This is a genomic window from Pseudomonas sp. PA-6-3C, assembly GCF_021605825.1.
Lineage (GTDB): Bacteria > Pseudomonadota > Gammaproteobacteria > Pseudomonadales > Pseudomonadaceae > Aquipseudomonas > Aquipseudomonas edaphica.
This window is the reverse complement of the sequence record NZ_WKDV01000044.1, coordinates 1-20,529: the sequence shown is the minus strand read 5'-3', so window position 1 is coordinate 20,529 and position 20,529 is coordinate 1. Positions and strand designations below refer to the sequence as shown.

Here is a 20,529-nt window from a genome sequence, read left to right as displayed (position 1 = left end):
CGCCTGTCGCAGGCCCAGGTGTTTGGTAAGCCTGTATTACGGTAACGCTTCGCGCCAGAATCGCCGTTGACTGCGCGCAACAACCGGTGCTCTAAAACTGCCCAGTTGCACACGCACGGCACCTTGCTCGGCGCTGTCGTAGACCCGGCTGCCCAGCGCCTGGTAACGCGCCATCACCTGCGGATGGGGATGCCCGAATGCGTTGCCACGGCCGCGGGAAATCAGCACCGACTTGGGCGCAAGCCGCTGTAAAAACGCCCAGGACGAGGAACTGCGACTGCCATGGTGCGGCGCTTGCAGCCAATCGGTCGGCACCGCCAAGGGCGAAGCGAGAAAGGCTGTTTCAGCCGCCTCATCAATATCACCCGTCAGTAGCAACCGCTCGCCACGGGCCTGTACCTGCAAGACGCAGGATTTCGGATTGCTGCTGGTGGCGCCAGGCCATCGCCACAACTCGAATGACACGCCATCCCACTCCCAGCGCTCGCCATTGTTACAGGGCTGGGCGGCGAGAAAAGCCGGCAGCCCTTCGGTCTCTCCGCCGATAACCCTTCCGACGGGCAGCACACGGGCAACCGCTGCGGCACCGCCGGCATGGTCAGCGTGAGCGTGGCTGATCACCATCGCGTCCAACGCCGCCACCCCACCCTTTTGCAGGGATGGCAGCACCACGCGCGCGCCCAGGTCAACCACCCCCGAGCGCGGGCCTGCGTCGTAGAGCATGGCGTGATGGCGCGTGCGCAGGATCACCGCCTGCCCCTGGCCGACATCCAATTGCACCACCTCCACCTGCCCGTACGGCACCAATGGTTTAGGGGCAAAGACGGCCAACAGCAGCATCGGCCAGCCCAGCAGCCGCAATGGCACGCCTTTGGGCAAGAGCAAGAGCACCGCGCCCGTGACGCTGATCAACCAATAACCCAACGGCACGTCGGCGGGCACCCACGCTGCGCGCAGCCCGGCCAGCAGCGCCAAGCCTGTGAACAGGCCATCCAACGCGCCACCGGCCAGCCACAACAAGCCCTCTCCCACCCACGGTACCGCCAACAGTACAGTGCCCAGCAGTGCCAACGGCAGCACCACCAGGCTGATCCACGGCACGGCAAACAGATTGGCCACCGGCGCACTGAGGCTGATGGGCAACCCCAGCACCAGCAGCACCGGAAACAAACCAATGGCGATCAGCCATTGGGGCCGGGTCCACGCCTGCCAGACGCTCCACGCGCCCAAACGCCCGCTGAATGCCAGCACCAGCACGGCCACGGCGGCAAACGACAACCAGAACCCTGGCTGCAAGCTGGCCAGCGGCTCCAGCACCAGCACCGCATTGAACGCTAGTAATAACGGCCACCACACACCCAAGTGGCGAAACCGCAAACGCCACAGCAGCACCAACCCGACCATCACGCAGGCCCGCTGCACGGGCACACCGAACCCCGCCAGCAGGCCATACCCCAGCGCGGCAGCAAATGCCAGGCCGCAGGCCCACGGCAGCCAGGGCAAGGCGCGGGGCCAGCAACCGTAGCGCGCCAGCCCGGCCACCAGCGCGTAGATCAAACCGGCCAGCAAGCCAATGTGCTGGCCGGAAATCACCAGCAGGTGCACCGTGCCGGTGTCCTGCAACACCCGCCAATCCTCGGTTGCCAACCCCGAGCCGTCGCCCAGCACCAAGGCTGCCAGCCCCGCCTCGCGGCCCTGAGCATCCACCGCCAGCAGGCGCTGGCGGACGCTGTCACGCCAGGCATGGCGAGCCGGCGCCAGGCGTTGGCCATCTTTCACCGAGCCGGTGGCGCCGATGCGCTGGGCCAGCAGCCAGGCCTCGTAGTCAAACCCCTGGAAATTGAGCAGGCCCGCCGGCCGCTTGAGCGTAACCGCCAGACGCCAGCGCTCGCCGCTGTTAACCTGCGGGCCGCCATGCCAGGACAGCCGGATACGCTTGGGCAGCCGGGCCTTGCGTGACCGGCTGTCGGCCAGTTCGAAGCGCACGCCGGTGCTGGTGGTTTGCGGCAACCCGATGACGCGCCCCTCAACCCAGCGAGTCTGACCGTCCAGAGCCGGCCTTAATCGGTCGTCCAACGCCCATTGCGCGCTCATGCACGCCCAGCTCACGCCCAACAGCAAAAACGCCAGCGGGTAGGTACGAAACGGCAGCAACATCAGGGCCACTACCAACATGGCCAGCAGCCATGTGGTGGCCGGCAGTGCGGGTAAAAATCGCAGCGACAACAAGCCCATTCCGAACGCGAACATCCCTGTTCTCATGAATCATCCTTTTCCAGTGATCCACTAGTCTTAGTCGGATACCCCGCGCGGCCTCTGATGTTTTGTCACAAAGTCTGAATTTTCTGTTTATAGAATGCGGGCATACTTGCCCCTCGAACTGACCTGGACCCCTTATGCCCCGGCGCTTATTCAAACGGTACATGCCCGACCCCACGAGTATCCGGGAACACAAGTCCTTACGATTTCTCGGCACGTTGTTGCATGACCCCAACCTCTGGCACCTGAACCGCCATTCCGTCGCCCGCGCCATGGCAGTGGGCCTGTTCGCGGCGTTTATCCCGATTCCGTTGCAGATGTTATTGGCGGCGGTGCTAGCGATCGCTGTGCGCGGGAATATGCCGATTGCCGTGAGCCTTGTGTGGCTGACCAACCCGATCACCATGCCGGTGGTGTTCTTCTGCACCTACCTGACCGGCGCCTGGCTGATGAACACGCCGCCGCGCAGCCTGCCCGACAACCTGACCTGGGAGTGGATCAGCAGCCAACTGGGCACACTGTGGCAGCCGTTCCTGTTGGGTTCCGTGGTGTGCGGGCTGGTGCTGGCCGCGCTGGCCTACTGCCTGACGATGGGTTACTGGCGCTGGTGGGTCGCGCACCAGTGGAAGAAGCGCAAACAACGACGCACCTGACAGCTAGCGCGCTGGCAGCCGCAGGTGCACGCACAAACCTTGCGCGCTGTTCTGCGCCCACAACGTCCCACCCTGGCGCTGTACCGCATTGCGGGCGATGCTCAAGCCCAGACCAAAACCGCCATCACCCGGCCGTGAGCCTTCGAGGCGGGTGAACGGCGCAAAGATACGTTCCAAGTCCTGCTCATCAATACCGCCGCCCTGGTCTTGCAGCCAAATATGCCAATCATCGCCCTCGCGACAGCCGCCCAGCGTCACCTGCCCCTGAGCGGGGGAATGTCGGATGGCATTGCGCAGGATATTTTCCAGGGCCTGGGCCAGCGCATTCAGGTTGCCGAGCACCCAGCAGTCGACGGGCAACAGACACGGCAAACGCGCTGCTGGCCAGTCACTTTCATAACAAGCGTTTTCCCGCAGCATGTCCCACAAGGCCGGAAGCTGGATGGCTTCCTCGGGTAACCGCGTTCGCTCGCTGTCCAGCCAGGCCAGTTGCAGGCTGTCTTCCACCAGGCGCTGCATGGCGTCAATCTCCCGGCCCAGGCGCTCGCGCAACTGCGCCAGATCCTGCTCACTGTCACAGGCCACGCGCAAACGGCTCAACGGCGTGCGCAGCTCATGGGACATGTCCCGCAATAACTGTTGCTGCAACTCCACCGTGCCCTGCAAACGCTCGGACATGTGGTCAAAGGCGCGGCCCAACTCACCCAATTCATCCTGGCGGCTGGTGGCCTCGCGGGACATGCGCGTATTCAATTGATCGGCGCGCCAGGCGTTGGCCTGCTCGCGCAACTGGTTCAGCGGCATGATCAGCAGCCGATAAAGCCCCACACACAGCAGCAAGGTAAACAAGCCGGGAATCACGCCGTTGGTCACCACGCGCCAGAACACCTGATAGCGCCCCGGCATAAAGCGCTTGGGTAATTCGATTACCAGCGAGCCGGCGCCAGGGTTGACCGGGAATGGGATTTTCACCCAGGGCAGGCCTTTGACGTGTCGGCTGACCGGCCACTCCAGCCCGCGCAGAAAAGTCAGGCGCTGGCTTTCCTTGTCGCTCAGCGGCAGGCTGCTCAGCGACTGCAAGTCGTGGCCGATCACCCCGATCCAGGTCGATTCGCGCGTGGCCATCAGCTGCAACCAGGCGTCCACGCCAGCACTGCCCTGGGTACTCCAGGCCAATTCCGCGCCTGCGGCATAGCCGCGCAAAATCTCGCGGGACTCCTCGGCCACATAGGCGTTCTGCTCTTCCATATAGCGGCCCCAGGACCAACTGAGCCAGATCATCAGCAAACAGAAGGCGATCAGCAGGCAGGCGAGCTTCCAGAATAACGAGTGCCGGCCGGGCAGCCGCTCAAAGCCCTTCATCATGGCCGCTCAGTACATAACCCTTGCCCCACACCGTGCGCACTTCGCGCTCGCTGTAGCCGATGGCCTTGAGCTTGCGGCGAATCTGGCTGATATGCATGTCCAGGCTGCGATCGTGAGGCGCGTAACCGCGCTGCAACACATGCTGGTAAAGGAAGGCTTTGCTGAGCACTTCATCGGCGCTACGGTGCAAGGTCTCGAGCAAGCGATACTCGCTGCGCGTCAGCCCGGCCCAGTGTTCTTGAAAGAACACGTCGTACAGCCCATCGTCAAATCGCAGGCTGCGTGCATCGTCATACGCCGGTAAACGCAGCGGCAACGGCCGCCGATCCAGGGCCACGCGGCGCAGGATGGCTTCGATGCGTACGCGCAGTTCAACCATGCTGAACGGCTTGGGCAGGTAGTCGTCCGCACCCAGGCGAAAACCGCTGATGCGATCGGCCTCGGCGCCCAGCGCAGACATGAGGATCACCGGCGTCGCATGGTGCTGGCGCAAATGGGTAAGAATCGACAAACCGTCCATGCCCGGCAGCAGGATGTCCATCAACACCACGTCGAACGCCTGGTCACGTGCCATCTGCAGGCCCTGTTGGCCGTTCTGGCACCAGGTGACCTGGAAGCCACAGCGGCCCAGTTGCTCATGCACATAGGCGCCCAATACAGGGTCGTCTTCGATTGCCAGGATACTGGGTAGGCCAACTGCGGGATTCATTAGCGTCTGCAAGTCATTCTCAATCGCTGATTATTCAAGATTAAACGGTGACAGGCAATCGCCACCCGGCTGCCGATGGTTCGAAGATTGCGCTCGGCGATCGACGTCGGAGATTGACGTCGATCATTAATTTGCGAGGTTCCACACCGCGCAAATGGCTACACTGCGCAGGTGGCGTGGGCCGGATGCCCGCGCAGATAAACGAAAACAGTGTGGTAGCAGGAGAGTGGCGTGCTTAGAAGAATGGGGATAAAAGGCCGCGTACTGTTGCTGACCTTATTACCGACCAGCCTGATGGCCCTGTTGTTGGGGGGCTATTTCACCTGGATGCAGCTGTCGGAGTTGCAGACCCAATTGCTGCAACGCGGCGAAATGATCGCCGAGCAATTGGCGCCGCTGGTGGCCCCGGCGTTGAGCAGCAAGAACACCGACCTGCTTGAACGCATCGCCACCCAGTCGCTGGAGCAACCGGACGTGCGCGCGGTGTCGTTCCTGGCACCGGATCGCTCGCCCCTGGCCCACGCCGGCCCGACCATGCTTAACCTCGCGCCGGTCGGCAACAGTTCGCACCTGCTGCAGCGCAGTGGCAATGACGCCACGCGCTACCTGCTGCCGGTGTTCGGTCGCCATCGCAACCTCGCGGGCGAATTGATCCCCGATGAAGCCGATCGCCTGCTGGGTTGGGTCGAAGTGGAGCTGTCGCACAATGGCATGTTGCTGCGCGGTTATCGCAGCCTGTTTGCCAGCCTGCTGCTGATCGCCATCGGCCTGATCTGCACGGCCGCCCTGGCATTGCGCATCAGCCGCACGATCAACTCGCCCATCGGCCAGATCAAGCAAGCTGTGGCCCAACTCAAGGACGGCAACCTCGAAACCCGCCTGCCGCCGTTGGGCAGCCAGGAATTGGACCAGTTGGCCTCGGGCATCAACCGCATGGCCGAAACCCTGCAAAATGCCCAGGAAGAACTGCAACACAGTATCGATCAGGCCACCGAAGATGTGCGTCAGAACCTGGAAACCATCGAGATCCAGAACATCGAGCTGGACCTGGCGCGCAAGGAGGCCCTGGAGGCCAGCCGGATCAAGTCGGAGTTCCTCGCCAACATGAGCCATGAAATCCGCACGCCGCTCAACGGCATCCTGGGTTTCACTCATCTGCTGCAAAAAAGCGAGCTGTCGCCGCGTCAGCTGGATTACCTGGGCACCATCGAAAAATCCGCCGACAACCTGCTGGGTATCATCAACGAGATCCTCGACTTCTCGAAAATCGAAGCCGGCAAGCTGGTGCTCGACAGTGTGCCCTTCAACCTGCGCGACTTGCTGCAAGACACCCTCACCATCCTTGCCCCCGCCGCCCATGCCAAACAGCTTGAGCTGGTCAGCCTGGTGTACCGCGACACGCCGCTGGCGCTGGTGGGCGACCCGTTGCGCCTCAAGCAGATCCTCACCAACCTGATCAGCAACGCGATCAAGTTCACCCGCGAAGGCACTATCGTTGCCCGCGCGATGGTCGAAGACGAACAGGAAGACAGCGTGCAACTGCGCATCAGTGTGCAAGACACCGGCATCGGCCTGTCGAACCAGGACGTGCGTGCGTTGTTCCAGGCCTTCAGCCAGGCCGACAACTCGCTGTCGCGCCAACCCGGCGGCACCGGCCTGGGCCTGGTGATTTCCAAGCGGCTGATCGAGCAAATGGGCGGTGAGATCGGCGTCGACAGCACACCGGGCGAAGGCTCGGAGTTCTGGATCAGCCTGAGCCTGCCCAAAACCCGCGACGACGCCGAAGACCTGCCCTCCCCGCCGCTGCTCGGCCGTCGTGTGGCCGTGCTGGAAAACCACGAGCTCGCGCGCCAGGCGTTGCAGCACCAACTGGAAGATTGCGGCCTGCAAGTCACACCGTTCAATACCCTGGAAAGCCTGACCAACGGCATCACCAGCGCACACCAAACTGAACAGGCAATCGACCTGGCAGTGCTCGGTGTCACCGCCAATGACATTCCGCCCGAACGCCTCAACCAGCATCTATGGGACCTGGAACACCTGGGCTGCAAGGTGCTGGTGCTGTGCCCGACCACCGAACAGATGTTGTTCAACCAGTCAGTGCCCAACCCCAACAGCCAGTTGCAGGCCAAACCTGCGTGTACGCGCAAACTGCGCCGTGCACTGGCCGATTTGATCAGCCCGCGCCCATTGCGCAGCGAACCCGGCGAACCGCTCTCCAGCCGAGCGCCGCGCGTACTCTGCGTGGACGACAACCCGGCCAACCTGTTGCTGGTGCAAACGTTGCTCGAAGACATGGGCGCCAAGGTGCACGCGGTCGAAAGCGGTTATGCGGCCATTGACGCGGTGAAGCAGGAAACCTTCGACCTGGTGCTGATGGACGTACAAATGCCCGGCATGGACGGGCGCCAAAGCACCGAGGCGATCCGCCAATGGGAAAGCGAACGCCACGGTACGCCGCTGCCGGTGGTCGCCCTCACCGCCCACGCCATGGCCAACGAAAAACGCGCGCTGCTGCAAAGCGGTATGGACGATTACCTGACCAAACCCATCAGCGAGCGGCAGTTGGCCCAAGTAGTGTTGAAGTGGACCGGCCTGGCCCTGCGCAATCAAGGGCCGGAGCGCGCGACTGACGGCTTGGCACCCGGCGTGCAACTGCTGGTACTGGATCATGAGGAAGGCCTGCGCCTGGCGGCCAACAAGGCCGACCTGGCCGCCGACATGCTCGCCATGCTGCTGGCCTCGCTGGAAGCCGATCGCCTGGCGATCACCGCCGCCCGTGAAGCCAAAGACAACAATGCGCTGATCGAACGCGTGCATCGCCTGCATGGCGCCACCCGCTACTGCGGCGTGCCTCAATTGCGCGCCGCCTGCCAGCGCGCGGAAACCTTGCTCAAGCAAGACGACGCCAAGGCCATCGCCGCGCTGGATGAACTGGACATGGCGATTGCGCGGTTGGCCAGTGAGGCACGGGTCAGCGCCTGAGGCTTCTCCAGGCCTGTGTTGAGCTGGCTTGTGTGGGAGCTGGCTTGTGTGGGAGCTGGCTTGTGTGGGAGCTGGCTTGTGTGGGAGCTGGCTTGCCTGCGATGGCATCAACTGGGTGTACCTGATGTACCGAGTTGCCTGCATCGCAGGCAAGCCAGCTCCCACAAAAAGCCCGGTGCCCACATCGGCCTACCTAAAACTCAGTGACTGCAGGGAGCATTTTTAATGCGCGTCATTCTTTTCAGCAGCCAGACCTACGACCGCGACAGCTTTCTCGGCGAGCCGCTGCCGGCAGGTGTAGAGCTGCAATTCCAACCGGCCCGCCTGAACCTCGACACCGTGGCCCTGGCCGAACACCACGAAGTGGTCTGCGCCTTTATCAACGATGACCTCAGCGCACCGGTGCTGGAACACCTGGCCGCCGGCGGCACGCGCCTGATTGCCCTGCGCTCGGCCGGTTACAACCATGTCGACCTGGCCGCCGCCCAGCGCCTGGGCCTGAGTATCGTGCGCGTACCGGCCTACTCGCCCCACGCGGTGGCAGAGCATGCGGTTGCGCTGATCCTGGCCCTCAACCGCCGCTTGCACCGCGCCTATAACCGCACCCGCGATGGCGATTTCAGCCTGCACGGGCTCACCGGGTTCGATTTGGTCGGCAAAACCGTCGGCGTGGTCGGCACCGGGCAGATCGGCGCCACCTTTGCCAAGATCATGGCCGGGTTCGGCTGCCAGTTACTCGCCTACGACCCATTCCCCAATCCGCAGGTCCAGGCCCTTGGCGCCCGCTATGTAAACCTGCCAGAGCTATTGGCCCAGGCACAGATCATCAGCCTGCACTGCCCACTGACCGCCGACAGCAAACACCTGATCAACGCACGTTCCCTGGCACAGATGCAGCCTGGCGCCATGCTGATCAACACCGGACGCGGTGGCCTGGTGGACACGCCAGCCTTGATCGAGGCCCTCAAGAACGGCCAACTCGGCTACCTGGGCCTGGATGTGTATGAGGAAGAGGCCCAGTTGTTTTTCGAGGATCGCTCCGACCTGCCGCTGCAGGACGACGTACTCGCACGCCTGCTGACCTTTCCCAACGTGATCATCACTGCCCACCAGGCATTCCTGACCCGTGAAGCCCTGGTGGCAATCGCAGCCACCACGCTGGCCAACATTGCCGCGTGGGCCGATGGCCAGCCGCAGAACCTTGTGCAAGGTTGATCAGCGGTCATATACCAGGCTCATGATAGGCCGGCACCCGTGATAGGATGCCGCGCCTATTTGGAGGATCCATGGCCGAACACGATTTCCGCTTCAGCTTGCTGAGCCCGCAACACACCCTGATCGAATGCCGCGCCCTGGTGCCGGGCCGTTACCAGGTCACCGGCAACGGTGGTTCGATCAAGCATGGCGACGTCTTGATCGTCACCCTGCGCGGCAGTAAAACCCTGTCGATGCGCCTGACCGTCGAAGGTGACGCGCGCTATTCCATTCGCCCGGCGGGCCAGTGGGTCGCCATGGCCCAGGGGCCGAAATTCGGCGAGCTGGAAATTCACACCTGGAAGGTCAACTGCGACAGCTGCGACAGCCTGCTGGAGTTTGAATTCGCCGTGGAAACCAAGCTGGCCAAAGAGCCGCTGCAACCGGCCGCCAATGCGCGCATCAAGGAACTGGGCTGGGCCAGCGAAGGCGACAAGCACCGCTGCCCGAAATGCCAGCAGGCTGCGCAATGAAAGGCGTGCTGCTCGCCGCCCTCGGTGTGGCCCTGACGGGCTGTGCCGGTGACGCGGTAAAGCTGCAGCAAGACCACAGCTACGTGGTGGAGTGGATTGGCGAACGGCCGTTGATGGATTACGCGCACCTGACCGTCACCCTCGGCGCCGATGGCCGCGCCTACGGCAATGGCGGCTGCAACCACTGGTTTGCGCCGTACACCGTCGAAGGCCGGACGCTCAGTTTCGGCAAGATCGGCAGCACCCGCAAACTCTGCGCCGAAGCCTTGATGGAGCAGGAGCACCGCTTCTTCCAGGCCCTGCAAGGTGTGCAGCGCTGGGATATCTCACCGATCGAGCAAACCCGGTTCTGGCCGGCTGAAGGCAAGCCGATTCGACTGTGGCTGGAAGAAGGCTGATCGACTTCCTTGTGATCTGGCTTTCTGTGGGAGCTGGCTTGCCTGCGATAGCATCACCGCGGTGTACCTGATACACCGCGCCAACCGCATCGCAGGCAAGCCAGCTCCCACAGATTTAACCACGCAGGGCTTTGAGCTTGGCCAACACGCCTTCTGCCGTCTGCTCACCCATCAGCTGTTCACGCACCTTGCCTTTGTCATCAATGATGTAAGTCACCGGCAGCGCCTCGCTGCGTGGAATATCGAAAATCTCTTCCGGGTTCTGCGCCAGCACCGTGAACTTGATCCCCAGCTTCTCGCTGGCGGCCTTGAGTTCTTCACCCTGCACGTTGTCGAAATTGACCCCGAACACGCCCACGTTCTGGCCTTTCAACTGTTCGGCCAAGGTATTCAGTTCCGGAATTTCCGTGCGGCACGGGCCACACCATTCGGCCCAGTAATTGACCACCACCCATTGTTTGTCCAGGCGTTCGGCCGCCACTTTCTTGCCATATTGGTCAACGCCGTAATCGTTACCGCAGCCGCTGAGCAGCAGGGTTGTGATGATCGCCAATGCACCGATCAGTCGCCTAGTCATGGGGAAATCCTTCGCAAAAAATGAACGTTGGCTGCGACCTATCGCCTCTTACGGTTTAATGACGGGTCGCCGCGCAGGTAGAATACCCGCCACCTTACGCAAGATGCGACCCGCACATGACCGATCTGACGCTTTATCACAACCCGCGCTGCTCGAAATCGCGCGGTGCGCTTGAACTGCTGGAAGCCCGCGGCCTGACCCCGACCGTTGTGCGCTACCTCGAAACGCCGCTGGACGCCGCGCAACTCAAGGCCTTGCTCAGAAAACTGGGGATCAGCGCACGCCAACTGCTGCGCACCGGCGAAGACGAATACAAAACCCTCAACCTGGCCGACGCCAGCCTCAGCGAGGCGCAGTTGATTGCCGCGATTGCCGAGCACCCGAAGCTGATGGAACGCCCGATCCTGGCAACCGCCGAAAAAGCCATCATCGGCCGCCCACCGGAAAACGTGCTGGAGTTGCTGCCGTGACCGCGCCCTATGTGCTGGTGCTGTATTACAGCCGCAATGGCTCGGTCAGCGAAATGGCTCGGCAGATTGCCCGGGGCATCGAGCAAGGCGGCCTCGAAGCCCGCCTGCGCACCGTACCGGCGATTTCCACCGAGTGCGAAGCCGTGGCGCCGAGCATCCCGGACGAAGGCGCGTTGTATGCAAGCCTGGATGACCTGAAGAATTGCTCGGGCCTGGCCCTGGGCAGCCCGACGCGCTTTGGCAACATGGCCGCGCCGCTCAAGTACTTCCTCGATGGCACCAGCAACCTGTGGCTCACCGGCGCACTCGTCGGCAAGCCAGCCGGCGTGTTCACCTCCACCGCCAGCCTGCACGGCGGCCAGGAAACCACACTGATGTCGATGCTGCTGCCGCTGCTGCACCACGGCATGCTGATCACCGGCCTGCCCTACAGCGAACAAGCCTTGCTCGACACCCAGGGCGGCGGCACGCCATATGGCGCCAGCCACCATTCCGGGCCGGACGGCAAACGCATGCTCGATCAGCACGAAATCACCCTGTGCCGGGCACTCGGCCTGCGTCTTGCCACCACCGCCACGCTGCTGGAGAACGGCCGTGGCCAGAAAGCCTAAGGTCCTGCCGCCCCAGGCGTGGCTGGAACCACGGGTCAAGGTGGCACGCGTACTGAGCCTGGTGGCTTTTTTAGGGCTGGTGGGCTTGCTGTGCGTGTATTACCTGTTCATCGCCGACCTGCACGGTGCGCGCCCATGGGTGATCCTGCTGATCGAGCTGGTGCCGCTGCTGGTGCTGGCGCCGGGGATGCTGCTGGGCAGCGCGCGCGGGCATTCGTGGATGTGTTTTGTGGTGAACCTGTATTTCATCAAGGGCGCACTGGCGGCATATGACCCGAACCGGCAGTGGTTCGGGGTGCTGGAGATGCTGGCGAGTCTGGCGGTGTTTTGTTCCGCGCTGTTGTATGTGCGGTGGCGGCATCAGTTGAATCGGCGGTTGGCGCAAGTCTGATAGGAATTTGGCGCCAGACAGTCAGTCTTCGCGAGCAAGCCCGCTCCCACATTCGACCGCATTCCAAAGTATGTACGCGGATAAATGTGGGAGCTGGCTTGCCTGCGATCGGATCAACTCAGTCTCAATGATTCACCGTGTAGGCCAGCATCATCGACAGCTGGCACATCGGCCGCCCACTCTCGGCGTGCCATTGGTTAAACGCACCCTGCACCGTCGCCAAATCCCGCAGGCTGGTCGGCGCCTTGTCGACGATCTTCTGTGCATTCAAGGCCGCCACCACGTCATCACTCGGCACAAACGTGTCCTTGCCGACCATGCGCAAAAAGCGCGGCGCCGACAGCCCGCCCAACTGGTGGCCGTGCTTGCTCAGGTACTTCCACAAGCTGACAATATCGGTCACCGGCCAGTCGGCGATAAACGCGCCGAAGCTGCCTTTTTCCTGCTCGATATCCAGCATCATCTGCGCATTGCGCGGCACGCTCTTGAGCTTGCCCAGGTGACGGATGATGCGCGCGTCCTGCATCAGGCGCTCCAGGTGCTCAGCGCCCATCAGCACGACTTTTTCCGGATCGAAGCCGAAGAACACCTGCTCGAACGCCGGCCATTTGGCATCCACCACACTGTGCTTCAAACCCGCGCGAAATACGCGCAGCGCCAGGGTCGACAGGTAGCGATCATCACTGATCTTGCGCAATTGCGCCGGGGTCTTGGGTACCGGCAGGTGGGCTTCCAGCTCGGCCGCTGAACCAAAGCGGTTCAGACAATATTCGTGCAGCCACTTGTAATCGCGCATGCCCTCTCCTGGCAGTTGAATTGAAAACGGCGCCCGTGAGCGCCGTCTTTCAGAGCATTGAAACGTCTTAGAGGTTCACCACATTGACGAAGCGCGAAGCGGCGGTCTCGTCAATTTTAAGGCTGGTGAAATCGAACAGGTTGCGGTCGGCCAGTTGCGACGGCTGCACATTCTGCAAGCTGCGGAAGATGCTTTCGGTGCGGCCTGGGGTTTTGCGCTCCCAGTCCACCAGCATCTCCTTGACCACCTGGCGCTGCAGGTTTTCCTGAGAGCCGCACAGGTTGCACGGGATGATCGGGAATTGCTTGAAGTCGGAGTAGGCCTGGATGTCTTTCTCGTTGCAATACGCCAGCGGGCGGATCACCACGTTGCGCCCGTCATCGGCACGCAGCTTGGGCGGCATGGCCTTGAGCGAGCCGTTGAAGAACATATTGAGGAAGAAGGTCTCAACGATGTCATCACGGTGATGCCCCAGGGCCATCTTGGTCGCGCCGATCTCATCGGCAAAGGTGTAGAGCGTGCCACGGCGCAGGCGTGAGCACAGCGAGCAGGTAGTTTTGCCCTCTGGGATCAGCTCCTTGACCACCGAGTAGGTGTCTTTTTCGACAATGTGGTACTCGACGCCCAGGTCTTTCAAGTAGGCCGGCAGCACGTGTTCGGGGAAGCCCGGTTGTTTCTGGTCCATGTTGACGGCGACGATCTCGAACTGGATCGGCGCGACCTTTTGCAGGTGCAGCAGCACGTCGAGCAGGGTGTAGCTGTCTTTGCCGCCGGAGAGGCAGACCATGACCTTGTCGCCGTCCTCGATCATGTTGAAATCGGCGACCGCTTCCCCGGCCAGGCGACGCAGGCGTTTTTGCAGTTTGTTCTGGTTGACCGTAAGAGTGCCCATGGCGCTTGGATCCGCTAGAGGTGTGTGACGAAAAGCGCAGCATTTTACGCAAAAATACTTCAATGGGCGACGCCGATCCAATGTGGGAGCTGACTTGCCTGCGATGGCGGTGTGTCAGCAACTAATACATCACTGATCCACCGCTATCGCAGCGATGCGGCGACCCGACAAGCCAGCTCCCACAGTAGCCCCAGTGGTCACTGACAGACCTCACCGCGATTAGCGCCCATGTTTACAGCGCAATTTGCTCTAAAGCCCTACAGTTTTTCCGGTCATCACTTCCTATACTGCGACGTAAGGTCGCACAACTATCCAGGACCTTATGTGGCCATTTGGCCCGTGGGCGCTCCGATGGGGGGCGATGGTAATAACGACAGGAGTGACTGGCATGATCCATCACGTCGTGGGGCTGTTTACCCATCCCGACCAGGAATGGCGGGAAATTCGTGGCGATAAGGAAGAAAGTATCGGCCACATGTACCTCACTCACACTTTGATTCTCGCGGCGATCCCCGCCGTATCGGCCTTTATCGGCACCACCCGGGTCGGCTGGGTGATCGGCAGCCGCGCCCCGGTCATGTTGACCCAGGAAAGTGCGTTGTGGATGACCCTCATGTCCTACGCGGCGATGCTCGGCGGCGTGGCGGTGATGGGCGCATTCATCCATTGGATGGCCCGCACCTACGACGCCAGCCCCAGCATGGCGCGCTGCGTAGCGTTTGCCACCTACACCGCGACCCCGCTGTTTATCGGCGGGCTGGCGGCGCTCTATCCGCATATGTGGCTGGGCATGGTCGTGGGCACGGCGGCTATCTGCTACACGGTGTACTTGCTGTATGTGGGGCTGCCGACGTTTATGAACATCGACCCGGACGAGGGCTTTCTGTTTTCCAGCTCGGTTTTGGCCGTGGGCCTGGTGGTACTGGTGGCAATCATGGCGTTTACCGTGATCGTCTGGGGGCTGGGCGTAGGCCCGATCTACACCAACTAAGCGGATCAACCGCAGGCAAAGCCACCGCAAGGTGGCTTTGTGCGTCATGCATGACCATTCGGCGCCTGACAGATTCGGAAACACCTGCTTTTGCGGCATACTGGACGTCTCTGGAGATATGGTCAGCATGCCCGAGCAACTCAATACCCGCGTCGAAGATTGTTTCCTACAAGCCGAATCCTTTTTTAAACGAAGCTTCAAACGCCCCCAGGTCAGCCTCAAGCTGCGGGGCCAGAAGGCCGGTGTCGCGCATTTGCACGAGAACCTGCTGCGCTTCAACCCACAGTTGTACCGCGAAAACAGCCAGCACTTCCTCAAACAGACCGTGGCCCATGAGGTGGCGCATCTGATCGCCCACCAATTGTTTGGCGAGCGCATCCAGCCCCATGGCGAGGAATGGCAACTGATCATGCGCGGGGTTTACGAACTGCCGCCGGATCGTTGCCACACTTATGCGATCAAGCGCCGCCAAGTGACCCGGTATATCTACCGTTGCCCGTGTGCCGACAGCGATTTCCCGTTTTCGGCCCAGCGGCATGGGCTGGTGAATCAGGGGCGGCGGTATTTGTGCAGGCGGTGTCGGCACACCTTGGTATTCACCGGGGAAACTCGGGTGGAGTAAGGGCCTCATCGCAGGCAAGCCAGCTCCCACTTTTGATTCGTGAACACAGTCAAATGTGGGAGCTGGCTTGCCTGCGATGAGCATAGGTATCTACACAACTTTTAAAGGCATCCAATTTCTCGTGTGGCGAGCAGGCTTGCCACAACAGCCCACTTGCGACAGACTTCTAATTGGTTGTGTAGATACCTATACTGCGATGAGGCCCGATCAGTCACCCAACAACCTTGGCCCGCCGCAACTCGTCTATCCGCTGAGCACTAAACCCCAACCCAGCCAGCACTTCATCACTGTGCGCCCCCACCGCCACGCCAATATGCCGAGGCTGCGGCAACCCCTCGGAAAACTTCAACGGGCAAGCCAGTTGCGCCTGGGTCGAGCCATCACCCCGTGGCACTTGGCTGACCAACTCCCGCGTCTGCAACTGGGGATGTGCCAGCGCTTCACTCAGGCTCAGCACCGGTTCGACACACGCATCCACCCCGGCGAACAACTCACACAGCTCGTCAAAGCTGCGCTTCTCAAACTCGACCTGTAACGCCAGCTTCAGGGCTTTTTGCTGCTCGGGTTTCAAGCTTTGCATGGCCAGCTCCGGCCTTCCCAACGTTTCGCACAATCGCCGCATAAACGCCGGCTCCAGGCTACCCACCGACATCCAGCGCCCATCACGCGTGCGGTAGTAATCGTAGAAGCTGCCGCCGTTGAGCACATGGCTCTCCCAATCCGGCTCGACCCCACAGGCCAGGTAGCCCGCACCGGCCATGGCATTCAGGCTGAACGAGCAGTCGGTCATGCTCACATCCAGGTATTGGCCGACGCCACTGTGCTGGCGGGCAATAACGGCGGCGAGCAACCCCACCACAGCGTGCAACGAACCACCGCCGACATCCGCCAATTGCACGCCCAGCGGCAACGGCCCGCTGTCCTGGCGGCCGGTGTAACTGGCCACGCCAGCCAACGCGAGGTAGTTGATATCGTGCCCGGCGCGGTCTTTATAAGGCCCGGTTTGACCGTAGCCGGTGATCGACACATAAATCAGCCGGGGGTTGAGCGCCTTCAGCGCCTCATAACCCAGGCCCAGACGCTCCATTACCCCAGGCCGGAATTGCTCAAGGACAATGTCATAGTCCTTGACCAGCTCACGCACGATCTGCAGCGCCTCGGCCTGCTTGAGGTCCAGTGCCAGGCTGCGCTTGTTGCGATTGAGGTATGCGTGGCTCGCCGAGGTGCCCTGGTCATGGGGCGGCAGCACGCGTAACAGGTCCATACGCGTGGGCGATTCAATACGCAGCACCTCGGCACCCATGTCCGCCAGCAACAAGGACGCGAACGGGCCAGGCAGCAAGGTGGAAAAATCCAGCACTTTGAGGGACGCCAAGGGACCTGACATAAAGACTCCATTTGGGTAGCGACTGCCCACAGCCTAGGCAGCCTTGCGCCTGGCGGCAATCGTCAGAACGATCAGCGACAGTGACCGTTTTGATCACGGCGGGCTTTTTCGCGGCGGCGGCTTTATCATTGGCTCAGGTTTGCTTGCAGAGTGTTCCATGAAGTTTGCGATTGCAGTATTTTCCGCCGCCCATGCGCCCTCCTCGCGCCGCGCCTTGCTGTTCGCCCAGGCAGCGCTTGCCGGTGGGCATGAGATTGTGCGGCTGTTTTTTTATCAGGACGGCGTGTACAGCGCTGCCAATAACATCGTTGCGCCCCAGGATGAGCAGGACATTGCCCGCAAGTGGCGTGAGTTTGTCAGCCTGCATCAGCTCGACGGCGTGGTGTGCATCGCCGCCGCCTTGCGCCGTGGCGTACTCAATACTGAGGAAGCCACGCGTTATCAACGCAGCGCGGTGAACCTCGACGCGCCGTGGGCGTTGTCGGGCCTGGGGCAGTTGCATGACGCCATCCAGGCTGCCGACCGCCTGATCTGTTTTGGAGGGCCGTGAGATGGCCAAGTCTTTATTGGTGATCAGCCGCCAGGCACCGTGGTCCGGGCCAAGTGCGCGCGAGGCGCTGGATATCGTATTGGCCGGTGGCGCTTTTGACCTGCCGATCGGCCTGCTGTTTATGGACGATGGCGTGTTCCAGCTGGCAACCCATCAGGATGCCAAGGCCGTGCAGCAAAAAGACCTCAGCGCCAACCTGCAGGCGTTGGGCCTGTTCGGCATTGATGAGGTGTTTGCTTGCAGCCACAGCCTTGCCGAACGCAGCCTCGCAACACCTGCCAGCGCGCAGGCGCTGGACAGCGCCGCGATCGCCGAATTGATTGACCGTTATGACCAGGTGATGACCCTCTGATGTCGACTTTGCATGTGGTATCTCACTCCCCGTTTACCGATAGCCGCCTGGCCAGTTGCCTGCGCGTGTGCGGCGCCGAGGACGCCATCCTGCTGTGTGGCGATGGCGCTTACGGCCTGCACAACGCAGCCCTGCAAACCCGGGGCGTGAAGGTCTTTGTCCTGGCCGAAGACATGCAGGCACGCAACCTGCCCCTGCCGGACTGGGCCGACAGCGTCGACTACCCAGGTTTTGTGCAGCTGTCGATCGACTACGACAAGGTCAACACCTGGTTATGAACACCCTGACCGTAGGCGAACGCACGCTGGAACTGGACAAGGACGGCTACCTCGTCAACCTGGATGACTGGTCCATCGACGTGGCCAATGCCCTGGCCGCCGCTGAACCCCTGGAATTGACCGCCGAACATTGGGAAATCTTCGAACTGCTGCGCGGGTTTTACGCAGAATTTCAGCTGTCCCCGGCCACACGCCCGCTGATCAAGTACACCGCTTTAAAGCTCGGCACGGACAAGGGCAACAGCCTGCACCTCAACAAACTCTTCAATGGCACCCCCGCCAAACTTGCCGCCAAGCTGGCGGGCCTGCCCAGGCCGACGAATTGCTTATGACCGACTTTGCCCCGCTGACCCTTGAAACCCCCGCCGAGCACCCGTTTGCGCAGTTCGTGCGCATCCTGGGCAAAGGCAAGCGCGGCGCGCGCAACCTCACCCGTGAGGAAGCCCGCGAAGCCATGGGCATGTTGCTCGACGAAAAAGTCGAAGACGCCCAGCTCGGCGCCTTCCTGATGCTGCTGCGCCATAAGGAAGAAAGCCCGGAAGAGCTCGCCGGTTTCACCGAAGCCGTGCGCGAGCGCCTGAAGGCGCCGGCGCTGAATGTGGATGTCGATTGGCCGACCTACGCCGGTAAAAAACGTCATCTGCCGTGGTATCTGTTGGCGGCCAAGTGCCTGGCGCAAAACGGGGTGCGCATTCTGATGCACGGCGGTGGTGCCCATACGGCGGGCCGCTTGTACACCGAGCAATTGTTGCAAGGCCTGCAAATCCCGCTGTGTCGCAATTGGCAACAGGTCGAGACGGCGTTCGAGCAAGGCAACCTGGCGTTTATCCCGCTGGGTGACTGGGCGCCACAACTGCAACGCATGATCGATTTGCGTAACACCTTGGGCCTGCGCTCACCGATTCATTCCCTGGCGCGCCTGCTCAACCCGCTGAATGCACGTTGCGGCCTGCAAAGTATTTTCCACCCCGGTTACCAGGGCGTACACCGCGATGCCAGCGGCCTGCTGGGCGATAATGTGATTGTGGTGAAGGGAGATGGCGGCGAAGTCGAGATCAACCCGGACACCCTCAGCCATTTGTATGGCACCACCGGTGGCCAGAGCTGGGACGAAGAGTGGCCCGCCCTCTCCGCCCAGCGGCACGTCAAACCGGCCAGCCTGGAACCCGAGCATTTAAAAGCCTTGTGGCGCGGTGATGTCGAGGACAGTTACCCGCAACTCGCGCTGATCGCAACCATGGCCCTGGCCCTGCGCGGCCTCGGCCACGCTCGGGAACAGGCGTTCGAATTGGCCCAGCAATACTGGGATGCGCGGGACAAATCGATTTAATCGATGATTCCCGCCCGGTCTTTGCGCTTTTAGTTCGAACTCATCCCTTTAGACTGGGCTCCAACGCTTATTAGCCAAGGAGCCAGTCATGGGTTTGCTGATCGAAGGACACTGGAAAGACCAGTGGTACGAAAGTAGCGCAGACGGCGCGTTCCAGCGCGAGCAAGCGCAACGGCGCAATTGGGTGACAGCCGATGGCGAGCCCGGCCCCAGCGGCGACGGTGGTTTCAAAGCCGAGGCTGATCGCTATCACCTGTATGTTTCACTGGCCTGCCCGTGGGCCCATCGCACGCTGATCCTGCGCCAACTCAAGGGTTTGGAAAGCTTGATCGACGTGTCTGTGGTCAGTTGGCTGATGCTGGAAAATGGCTGGACCTTCGACAAGGCTCACGGCTCGACGGGCGATAAGCTCGACGGCTTCGACTTCATGCACCAGCGCTACACCGCAGACACCGCCGATTACACCGGGCGTGTCACCGTGCCAGTGCTGTGGGACAAGAAGCTCAAGCGCATCGTCAGCAATGAATCAGCGGAGATCATCCGCATGTTCAACAGCGCGTTTAACGGACTGACCGGCAATACTCTGGATTTCTACCCCGAAGCCCTGCGTTCGACGATCGATACGTTGAACGAGCGCATCTACCCCGCGGTGAACAATGGCGTATACCGCGCAGGGTTTGCCACCTCGCAGCAGGCGTATGAAAGCGCATTTGATGATGTGTTTACCGAGCTGGACTGCCTGGAACAGCACTTGGCTGAGCAGCGCTACCTGGCCGGTGAATACCTGACCGAAGCCGATGTGCGGCTGTTCACCACGCTGATTCGCTTTGATGCGGTGTATTACAGCCACTTCAAATGCAACCTGCGGCGGATTGCCGATTATCCGAACTTGTCGAACTGGCTAAGGGAGCTGTATCAATGGCCAGGCGTGGCCGAGACGGTGGATTTTGCGCATATCAAGGGGCATTACTATGCGAGCCATCGGACCATCAACCCGACCGGGATTGTGCCGAAGGGGCCGTTGCAGAGGTTTGATGCCGAGCATGATCGGGTGCGGTTGAGCGGTAAAGGTGTCTGGAACTGAAAACACCTTGTGGCGAGGGAGCTTGCTCCCGTTGGGCTGCGAAGCGGCCCCAATAAAAACACCGCGTTCTGCCAGGCAAAACGCGGTGTTTGGTTTTAGGGC

23 protein-coding genes are annotated in these 20,529 nt (G+C 61.6%); 16 read left to right on the top strand and 7 right to left on the bottom strand.

Annotated elements, in window-relative coordinates; all coding sequences use genetic code 11:
- Positions 1-36: 36 nt before the first annotated feature.
- A complete protein-coding gene (locus GIW48_RS24320) occupies positions 37-2,262 on the bottom strand; it encodes a DNA internalization-related competence protein ComEC/Rec2 (protein WP_236460989.1) in 2,226 nt (741 codons plus the stop codon).
- Between the two features lie 134 nt (positions 2,263-2,396).
- On the opposite strand from GIW48_RS24320, the gene GIW48_RS24315 reads away from it, so the two are divergent.
- Complete coding sequence (locus GIW48_RS24315; protein WP_017136567.1) at positions 2,397-2,912, top strand: DUF2062 domain-containing protein; 516 nt, start codon at positions 2,397-2,399, stop codon at positions 2,910-2,912.
- A 3-nt stretch (positions 2,913-2,915) separates the two neighbouring features.
- Here the strand turns inward: GIW48_RS24315 and GIW48_RS24310 are convergent, their stop codons facing one another.
- Both GIW48_RS24310 and GIW48_RS24305 read right to left on the bottom strand, forming a co-directional pair.
- The gene (locus GIW48_RS24310) at positions 2,916-4,274 is read right to left on the bottom strand and encodes a sensor histidine kinase (RefSeq protein ID WP_236460997.1); all 1,359 of its coding nucleotides are present in this window, start codon (positions 4,272-4,274) and stop codon (positions 2,916-2,918) included.
- Positions 4,261-4,986, bottom strand: a complete 726-nt coding sequence (locus tag GIW48_RS24305; RefSeq protein WP_236460988.1) for a response regulator transcription factor — start codon at positions 4,984-4,986, stop codon at positions 4,261-4,263. Before GIW48_RS24305 ends, GIW48_RS24310 begins: the two co-directional genes overlap by 14 nt.
- 231 nt (positions 4,987-5,217) lie before the next feature.
- Between GIW48_RS24305 and GIW48_RS24300 the strand changes: the two genes are divergently transcribed.
- From GIW48_RS24300 to GIW48_RS24285, 4 genes are all read left to right on the top strand, one after another.
- Positions 5,218-7,971, top strand: coding sequence for a response regulator (locus GIW48_RS24300; RefSeq protein ID WP_236460986.1), 2,754 nt, complete (start codon positions 5,218-5,220; stop codon positions 7,969-7,971).
- A gap of 225 nt (positions 7,972-8,196) precedes the next feature.
- Positions 8,197-9,186 carry a 2-hydroxyacid dehydrogenase gene (locus GIW48_RS24295; RefSeq protein ID WP_236460983.1) on the top strand — a complete coding sequence of 330 codons (990 nt, stop codon included), beginning with the start codon at positions 8,197-8,199 and terminating at the stop codon, positions 9,184-9,186.
- Between the two features lie 71 nt (positions 9,187-9,257).
- Positions 9,258-9,698: a hypothetical protein gene (locus GIW48_RS24290; RefSeq protein ID WP_017136572.1), complete on the top strand. Its 441-nt coding sequence runs from the start codon at positions 9,258-9,260 to the stop codon at positions 9,696-9,698.
- Entirely contained in the window at positions 9,695-10,096 is a 402-nt protein-coding gene (locus GIW48_RS24285) for an META domain-containing protein (RefSeq protein WP_017136573.1), read from the top strand. Before GIW48_RS24290 ends, GIW48_RS24285 begins: the two co-directional genes overlap by 4 nt.
- A 115-nt stretch (positions 10,097-10,211) precedes the next feature.
- Here the strand turns inward: GIW48_RS24285 and GIW48_RS24280 are convergent, their stop codons facing one another.
- Positions 10,212-10,673 (bottom strand): TlpA family protein disulfide reductase, encoded by a 462-nt coding sequence (locus GIW48_RS24280; protein WP_017136574.1) that lies wholly within the window; start codon positions 10,671-10,673, stop codon positions 10,212-10,214.
- A 116-nt stretch (positions 10,674-10,789) separates the two neighbouring features.
- Between GIW48_RS24280 and arsC the strand changes: the two genes are divergently transcribed.
- From arsC to GIW48_RS24265, 3 genes are read left to right on the top strand one after another with little or no spacing between them, the layout of a single operon-like run.
- Positions 10,790-11,143, top strand: coding sequence for an arsenate reductase (glutaredoxin) (arsC, locus tag GIW48_RS24275; RefSeq protein ID WP_017136575.1), 354 nt, complete (start codon positions 10,790-10,792; stop codon positions 11,141-11,143).
- Positions 11,140-11,754 (top strand): NAD(P)H:quinone oxidoreductase, encoded by a 615-nt coding sequence (gene wrbA / locus GIW48_RS24270; protein WP_017136576.1) that lies wholly within the window; start codon positions 11,140-11,142, stop codon positions 11,752-11,754. The genes arsC and wrbA overlap by 4 nt, the downstream gene beginning before the upstream one ends.
- A complete protein-coding gene (locus GIW48_RS24265) occupies positions 11,738-12,145 on the top strand; it encodes a DUF2069 domain-containing protein (RefSeq protein ID WP_099548016.1) in 408 nt (135 codons plus the stop codon). The genes wrbA and GIW48_RS24265 overlap by 17 nt, the downstream gene beginning before the upstream one ends.
- A 124-nt stretch (positions 12,146-12,269) precedes the next feature.
- Here GIW48_RS24265 and GIW48_RS24260 read toward each other — a convergent pair whose 3' ends face one another.
- Both GIW48_RS24260 and ttcA read right to left on the bottom strand, forming a co-directional pair.
- Positions 12,270-12,941: a DNA-3-methyladenine glycosylase I gene (locus GIW48_RS24260; RefSeq protein ID WP_017136578.1), complete on the bottom strand. Its 672-nt coding sequence runs from the start codon at positions 12,939-12,941 to the stop codon at positions 12,270-12,272.
- A 67-nt stretch (positions 12,942-13,008) separates the two neighbouring features.
- The gene (ttcA, locus tag GIW48_RS24255; protein WP_017136579.1) at positions 13,009-13,833 is read right to left on the bottom strand and encodes a tRNA 2-thiocytidine(32) synthetase TtcA; all 825 of its coding nucleotides are present in this window, start codon (positions 13,831-13,833) and stop codon (positions 13,009-13,011) included.
- Positions 13,834-14,221: 388 nt separating this feature from the next.
- On the opposite strand from ttcA, the gene GIW48_RS24250 reads away from it, so the two are divergent.
- Positions 14,222-14,824 (top strand): Yip1 family protein, encoded by a 603-nt coding sequence (locus tag GIW48_RS24250; protein WP_099548019.1) that lies wholly within the window; start codon positions 14,222-14,224, stop codon positions 14,822-14,824.
- 127 nt (positions 14,825-14,951) lie between these two features.
- On the top strand, positions 14,952-15,446 hold the full coding sequence (locus GIW48_RS24245) for a SprT family zinc-dependent metalloprotease (protein WP_138450916.1): 495 nt from the start codon (positions 14,952-14,954) through the stop codon (positions 15,444-15,446).
- A gap of 211 nt (positions 15,447-15,657) precedes the next feature.
- Here the strand turns inward: GIW48_RS24245 and GIW48_RS24240 are convergent, their stop codons facing one another.
- Complete coding sequence (locus GIW48_RS24240) at positions 15,658-16,833, bottom strand: CaiB/BaiF CoA transferase family protein (protein WP_170040212.1); 1,176 nt, start codon at positions 16,831-16,833, stop codon at positions 15,658-15,660.
- 157 nt (positions 16,834-16,990) lie between these two features.
- On the opposite strand from GIW48_RS24240, the gene tusD reads away from it, so the two are divergent.
- The 6 genes from tusD to GIW48_RS24210 all read left to right on the top strand — a co-directional run bounded on the left by tusD (position 16,991) and on the right by GIW48_RS24210 (position 20,427).
- Entirely contained in the window at positions 16,991-17,383 is a 393-nt protein-coding gene (gene tusD, locus GIW48_RS24235) for a sulfurtransferase complex subunit TusD (protein WP_138453903.1), read from the top strand.
- Position 17,384: 1 nt separating this feature from the next.
- A complete protein-coding gene (gene tusC / locus GIW48_RS24230; protein ID WP_099548021.1) occupies positions 17,385-17,735 on the top strand; it encodes a sulfurtransferase complex subunit TusC in 351 nt (116 codons plus the stop codon).
- Positions 17,735-18,013 carry a sulfurtransferase complex subunit TusB gene (gene tusB, locus GIW48_RS24225; RefSeq protein WP_065931003.1) on the top strand — a complete coding sequence of 93 codons (279 nt, stop codon included), beginning with the start codon at positions 17,735-17,737 and terminating at the stop codon, positions 18,011-18,013. Before tusC ends, tusB begins: the two co-directional genes overlap by 1 nt.
- Positions 18,010-18,345 (top strand): TusE/DsrC/DsvC family sulfur relay protein, encoded by a 336-nt coding sequence (locus tag GIW48_RS24220; RefSeq protein WP_170040214.1) that lies wholly within the window; start codon positions 18,010-18,012, stop codon positions 18,343-18,345. The genes tusB and GIW48_RS24220 overlap by 4 nt, the downstream gene beginning before the upstream one ends.
- Positions 18,342-19,343 carry a glycosyl transferase family protein gene (locus GIW48_RS24215; RefSeq protein WP_170040216.1) on the top strand — a complete coding sequence of 334 codons (1,002 nt, stop codon included), beginning with the start codon at positions 18,342-18,344 and terminating at the stop codon, positions 19,341-19,343. Before GIW48_RS24220 ends, GIW48_RS24215 begins: the two co-directional genes overlap by 4 nt.
- A gap of 88 nt (positions 19,344-19,431) precedes the next feature.
- Entirely contained in the window at positions 19,432-20,427 is a 996-nt protein-coding gene (locus tag GIW48_RS24210) for a glutathione S-transferase family protein (protein WP_170040218.1), read from the top strand.
- Positions 20,428-20,529 lie beyond the last annotated feature (102 nt).

Coding starts and splice junctions, on each gene's coding strand:
- GIW48_RS24320 (WP_236460989.1), bottom strand. CDS start 2,262: ATGAGAACAGGGATGTTCGCGTTCGGAATGGGCTTGTTGTCGCTGCGA.
- GIW48_RS24315 (WP_017136567.1), top strand. CDS start 2,397: ATGCCCCGGCGCTTATTCAAACGGTACATGCCCGACCCCACGAGTATC.
- GIW48_RS24310 (WP_236460997.1), bottom strand. CDS start 4,274: ATGAAGGGCTTTGAGCGGCTGCCCGGCCGGCACTCGTTATTCTGGAAG.
- GIW48_RS24305 (WP_236460988.1), bottom strand. CDS start 4,986: ATGAATCCCGCAGTTGGCCTACCCAGTATCCTGGCAATCGAAGACGAC.
- GIW48_RS24295 (WP_236460983.1), top strand. CDS start 8,197: ATGCGCGTCATTCTTTTCAGCAGCCAGACCTACGACCGCGACAGCTTT.
- GIW48_RS24290 (WP_017136572.1), top strand. CDS start 9,258: ATGGCCGAACACGATTTCCGCTTCAGCTTGCTGAGCCCGCAACACACC.
- GIW48_RS24285 (WP_017136573.1), top strand. CDS start 9,695: ATGAAAGGCGTGCTGCTCGCCGCCCTCGGTGTGGCCCTGACGGGCTGT.
- GIW48_RS24280 (WP_017136574.1), bottom strand. CDS start 10,673: ATGACTAGGCGACTGATCGGTGCATTGGCGATCATCACAACCCTGCTG.
- arsC (WP_017136575.1), top strand. CDS start 10,790: ATGACCGATCTGACGCTTTATCACAACCCGCGCTGCTCGAAATCGCGC.
- GIW48_RS24260 (WP_017136578.1), bottom strand. CDS start 12,941: ATGCGCGATTACAAGTGGCTGCACGAATATTGTCTGAACCGCTTTGGT.
- ttcA (WP_017136579.1), bottom strand. CDS start 13,833: ATGGGCACTCTTACGGTCAACCAGAACAAACTGCAAAAACGCCTGCGT.
- GIW48_RS24250 (WP_099548019.1), top strand. CDS start 14,222: ATGATCCATCACGTCGTGGGGCTGTTTACCCATCCCGACCAGGAATGG.
- GIW48_RS24245 (WP_138450916.1), top strand. CDS start 14,952: ATGCCCGAGCAACTCAATACCCGCGTCGAAGATTGTTTCCTACAAGCC.
- GIW48_RS24240 (WP_170040212.1), bottom strand. CDS start 16,833: ATGTCAGGTCCCTTGGCGTCCCTCAAAGTGCTGGATTTTTCCACCTTG.
- tusD (WP_138453903.1), top strand. CDS start 16,991: ATGAAGTTTGCGATTGCAGTATTTTCCGCCGCCCATGCGCCCTCCTCG.
- tusC (WP_099548021.1), top strand. CDS start 17,385: ATGGCCAAGTCTTTATTGGTGATCAGCCGCCAGGCACCGTGGTCCGGG.
- tusB (WP_065931003.1), top strand. CDS start 17,735: ATGTCGACTTTGCATGTGGTATCTCACTCCCCGTTTACCGATAGCCGC.
- GIW48_RS24220 (WP_170040214.1), top strand. CDS start 18,010: ATGAACACCCTGACCGTAGGCGAACGCACGCTGGAACTGGACAAGGAC.
- GIW48_RS24215 (WP_170040216.1), top strand. CDS start 18,342: ATGACCGACTTTGCCCCGCTGACCCTTGAAACCCCCGCCGAGCACCCG.
- GIW48_RS24210 (WP_170040218.1), top strand. CDS start 19,432: ATGGGTTTGCTGATCGAAGGACACTGGAAAGACCAGTGGTACGAAAGT.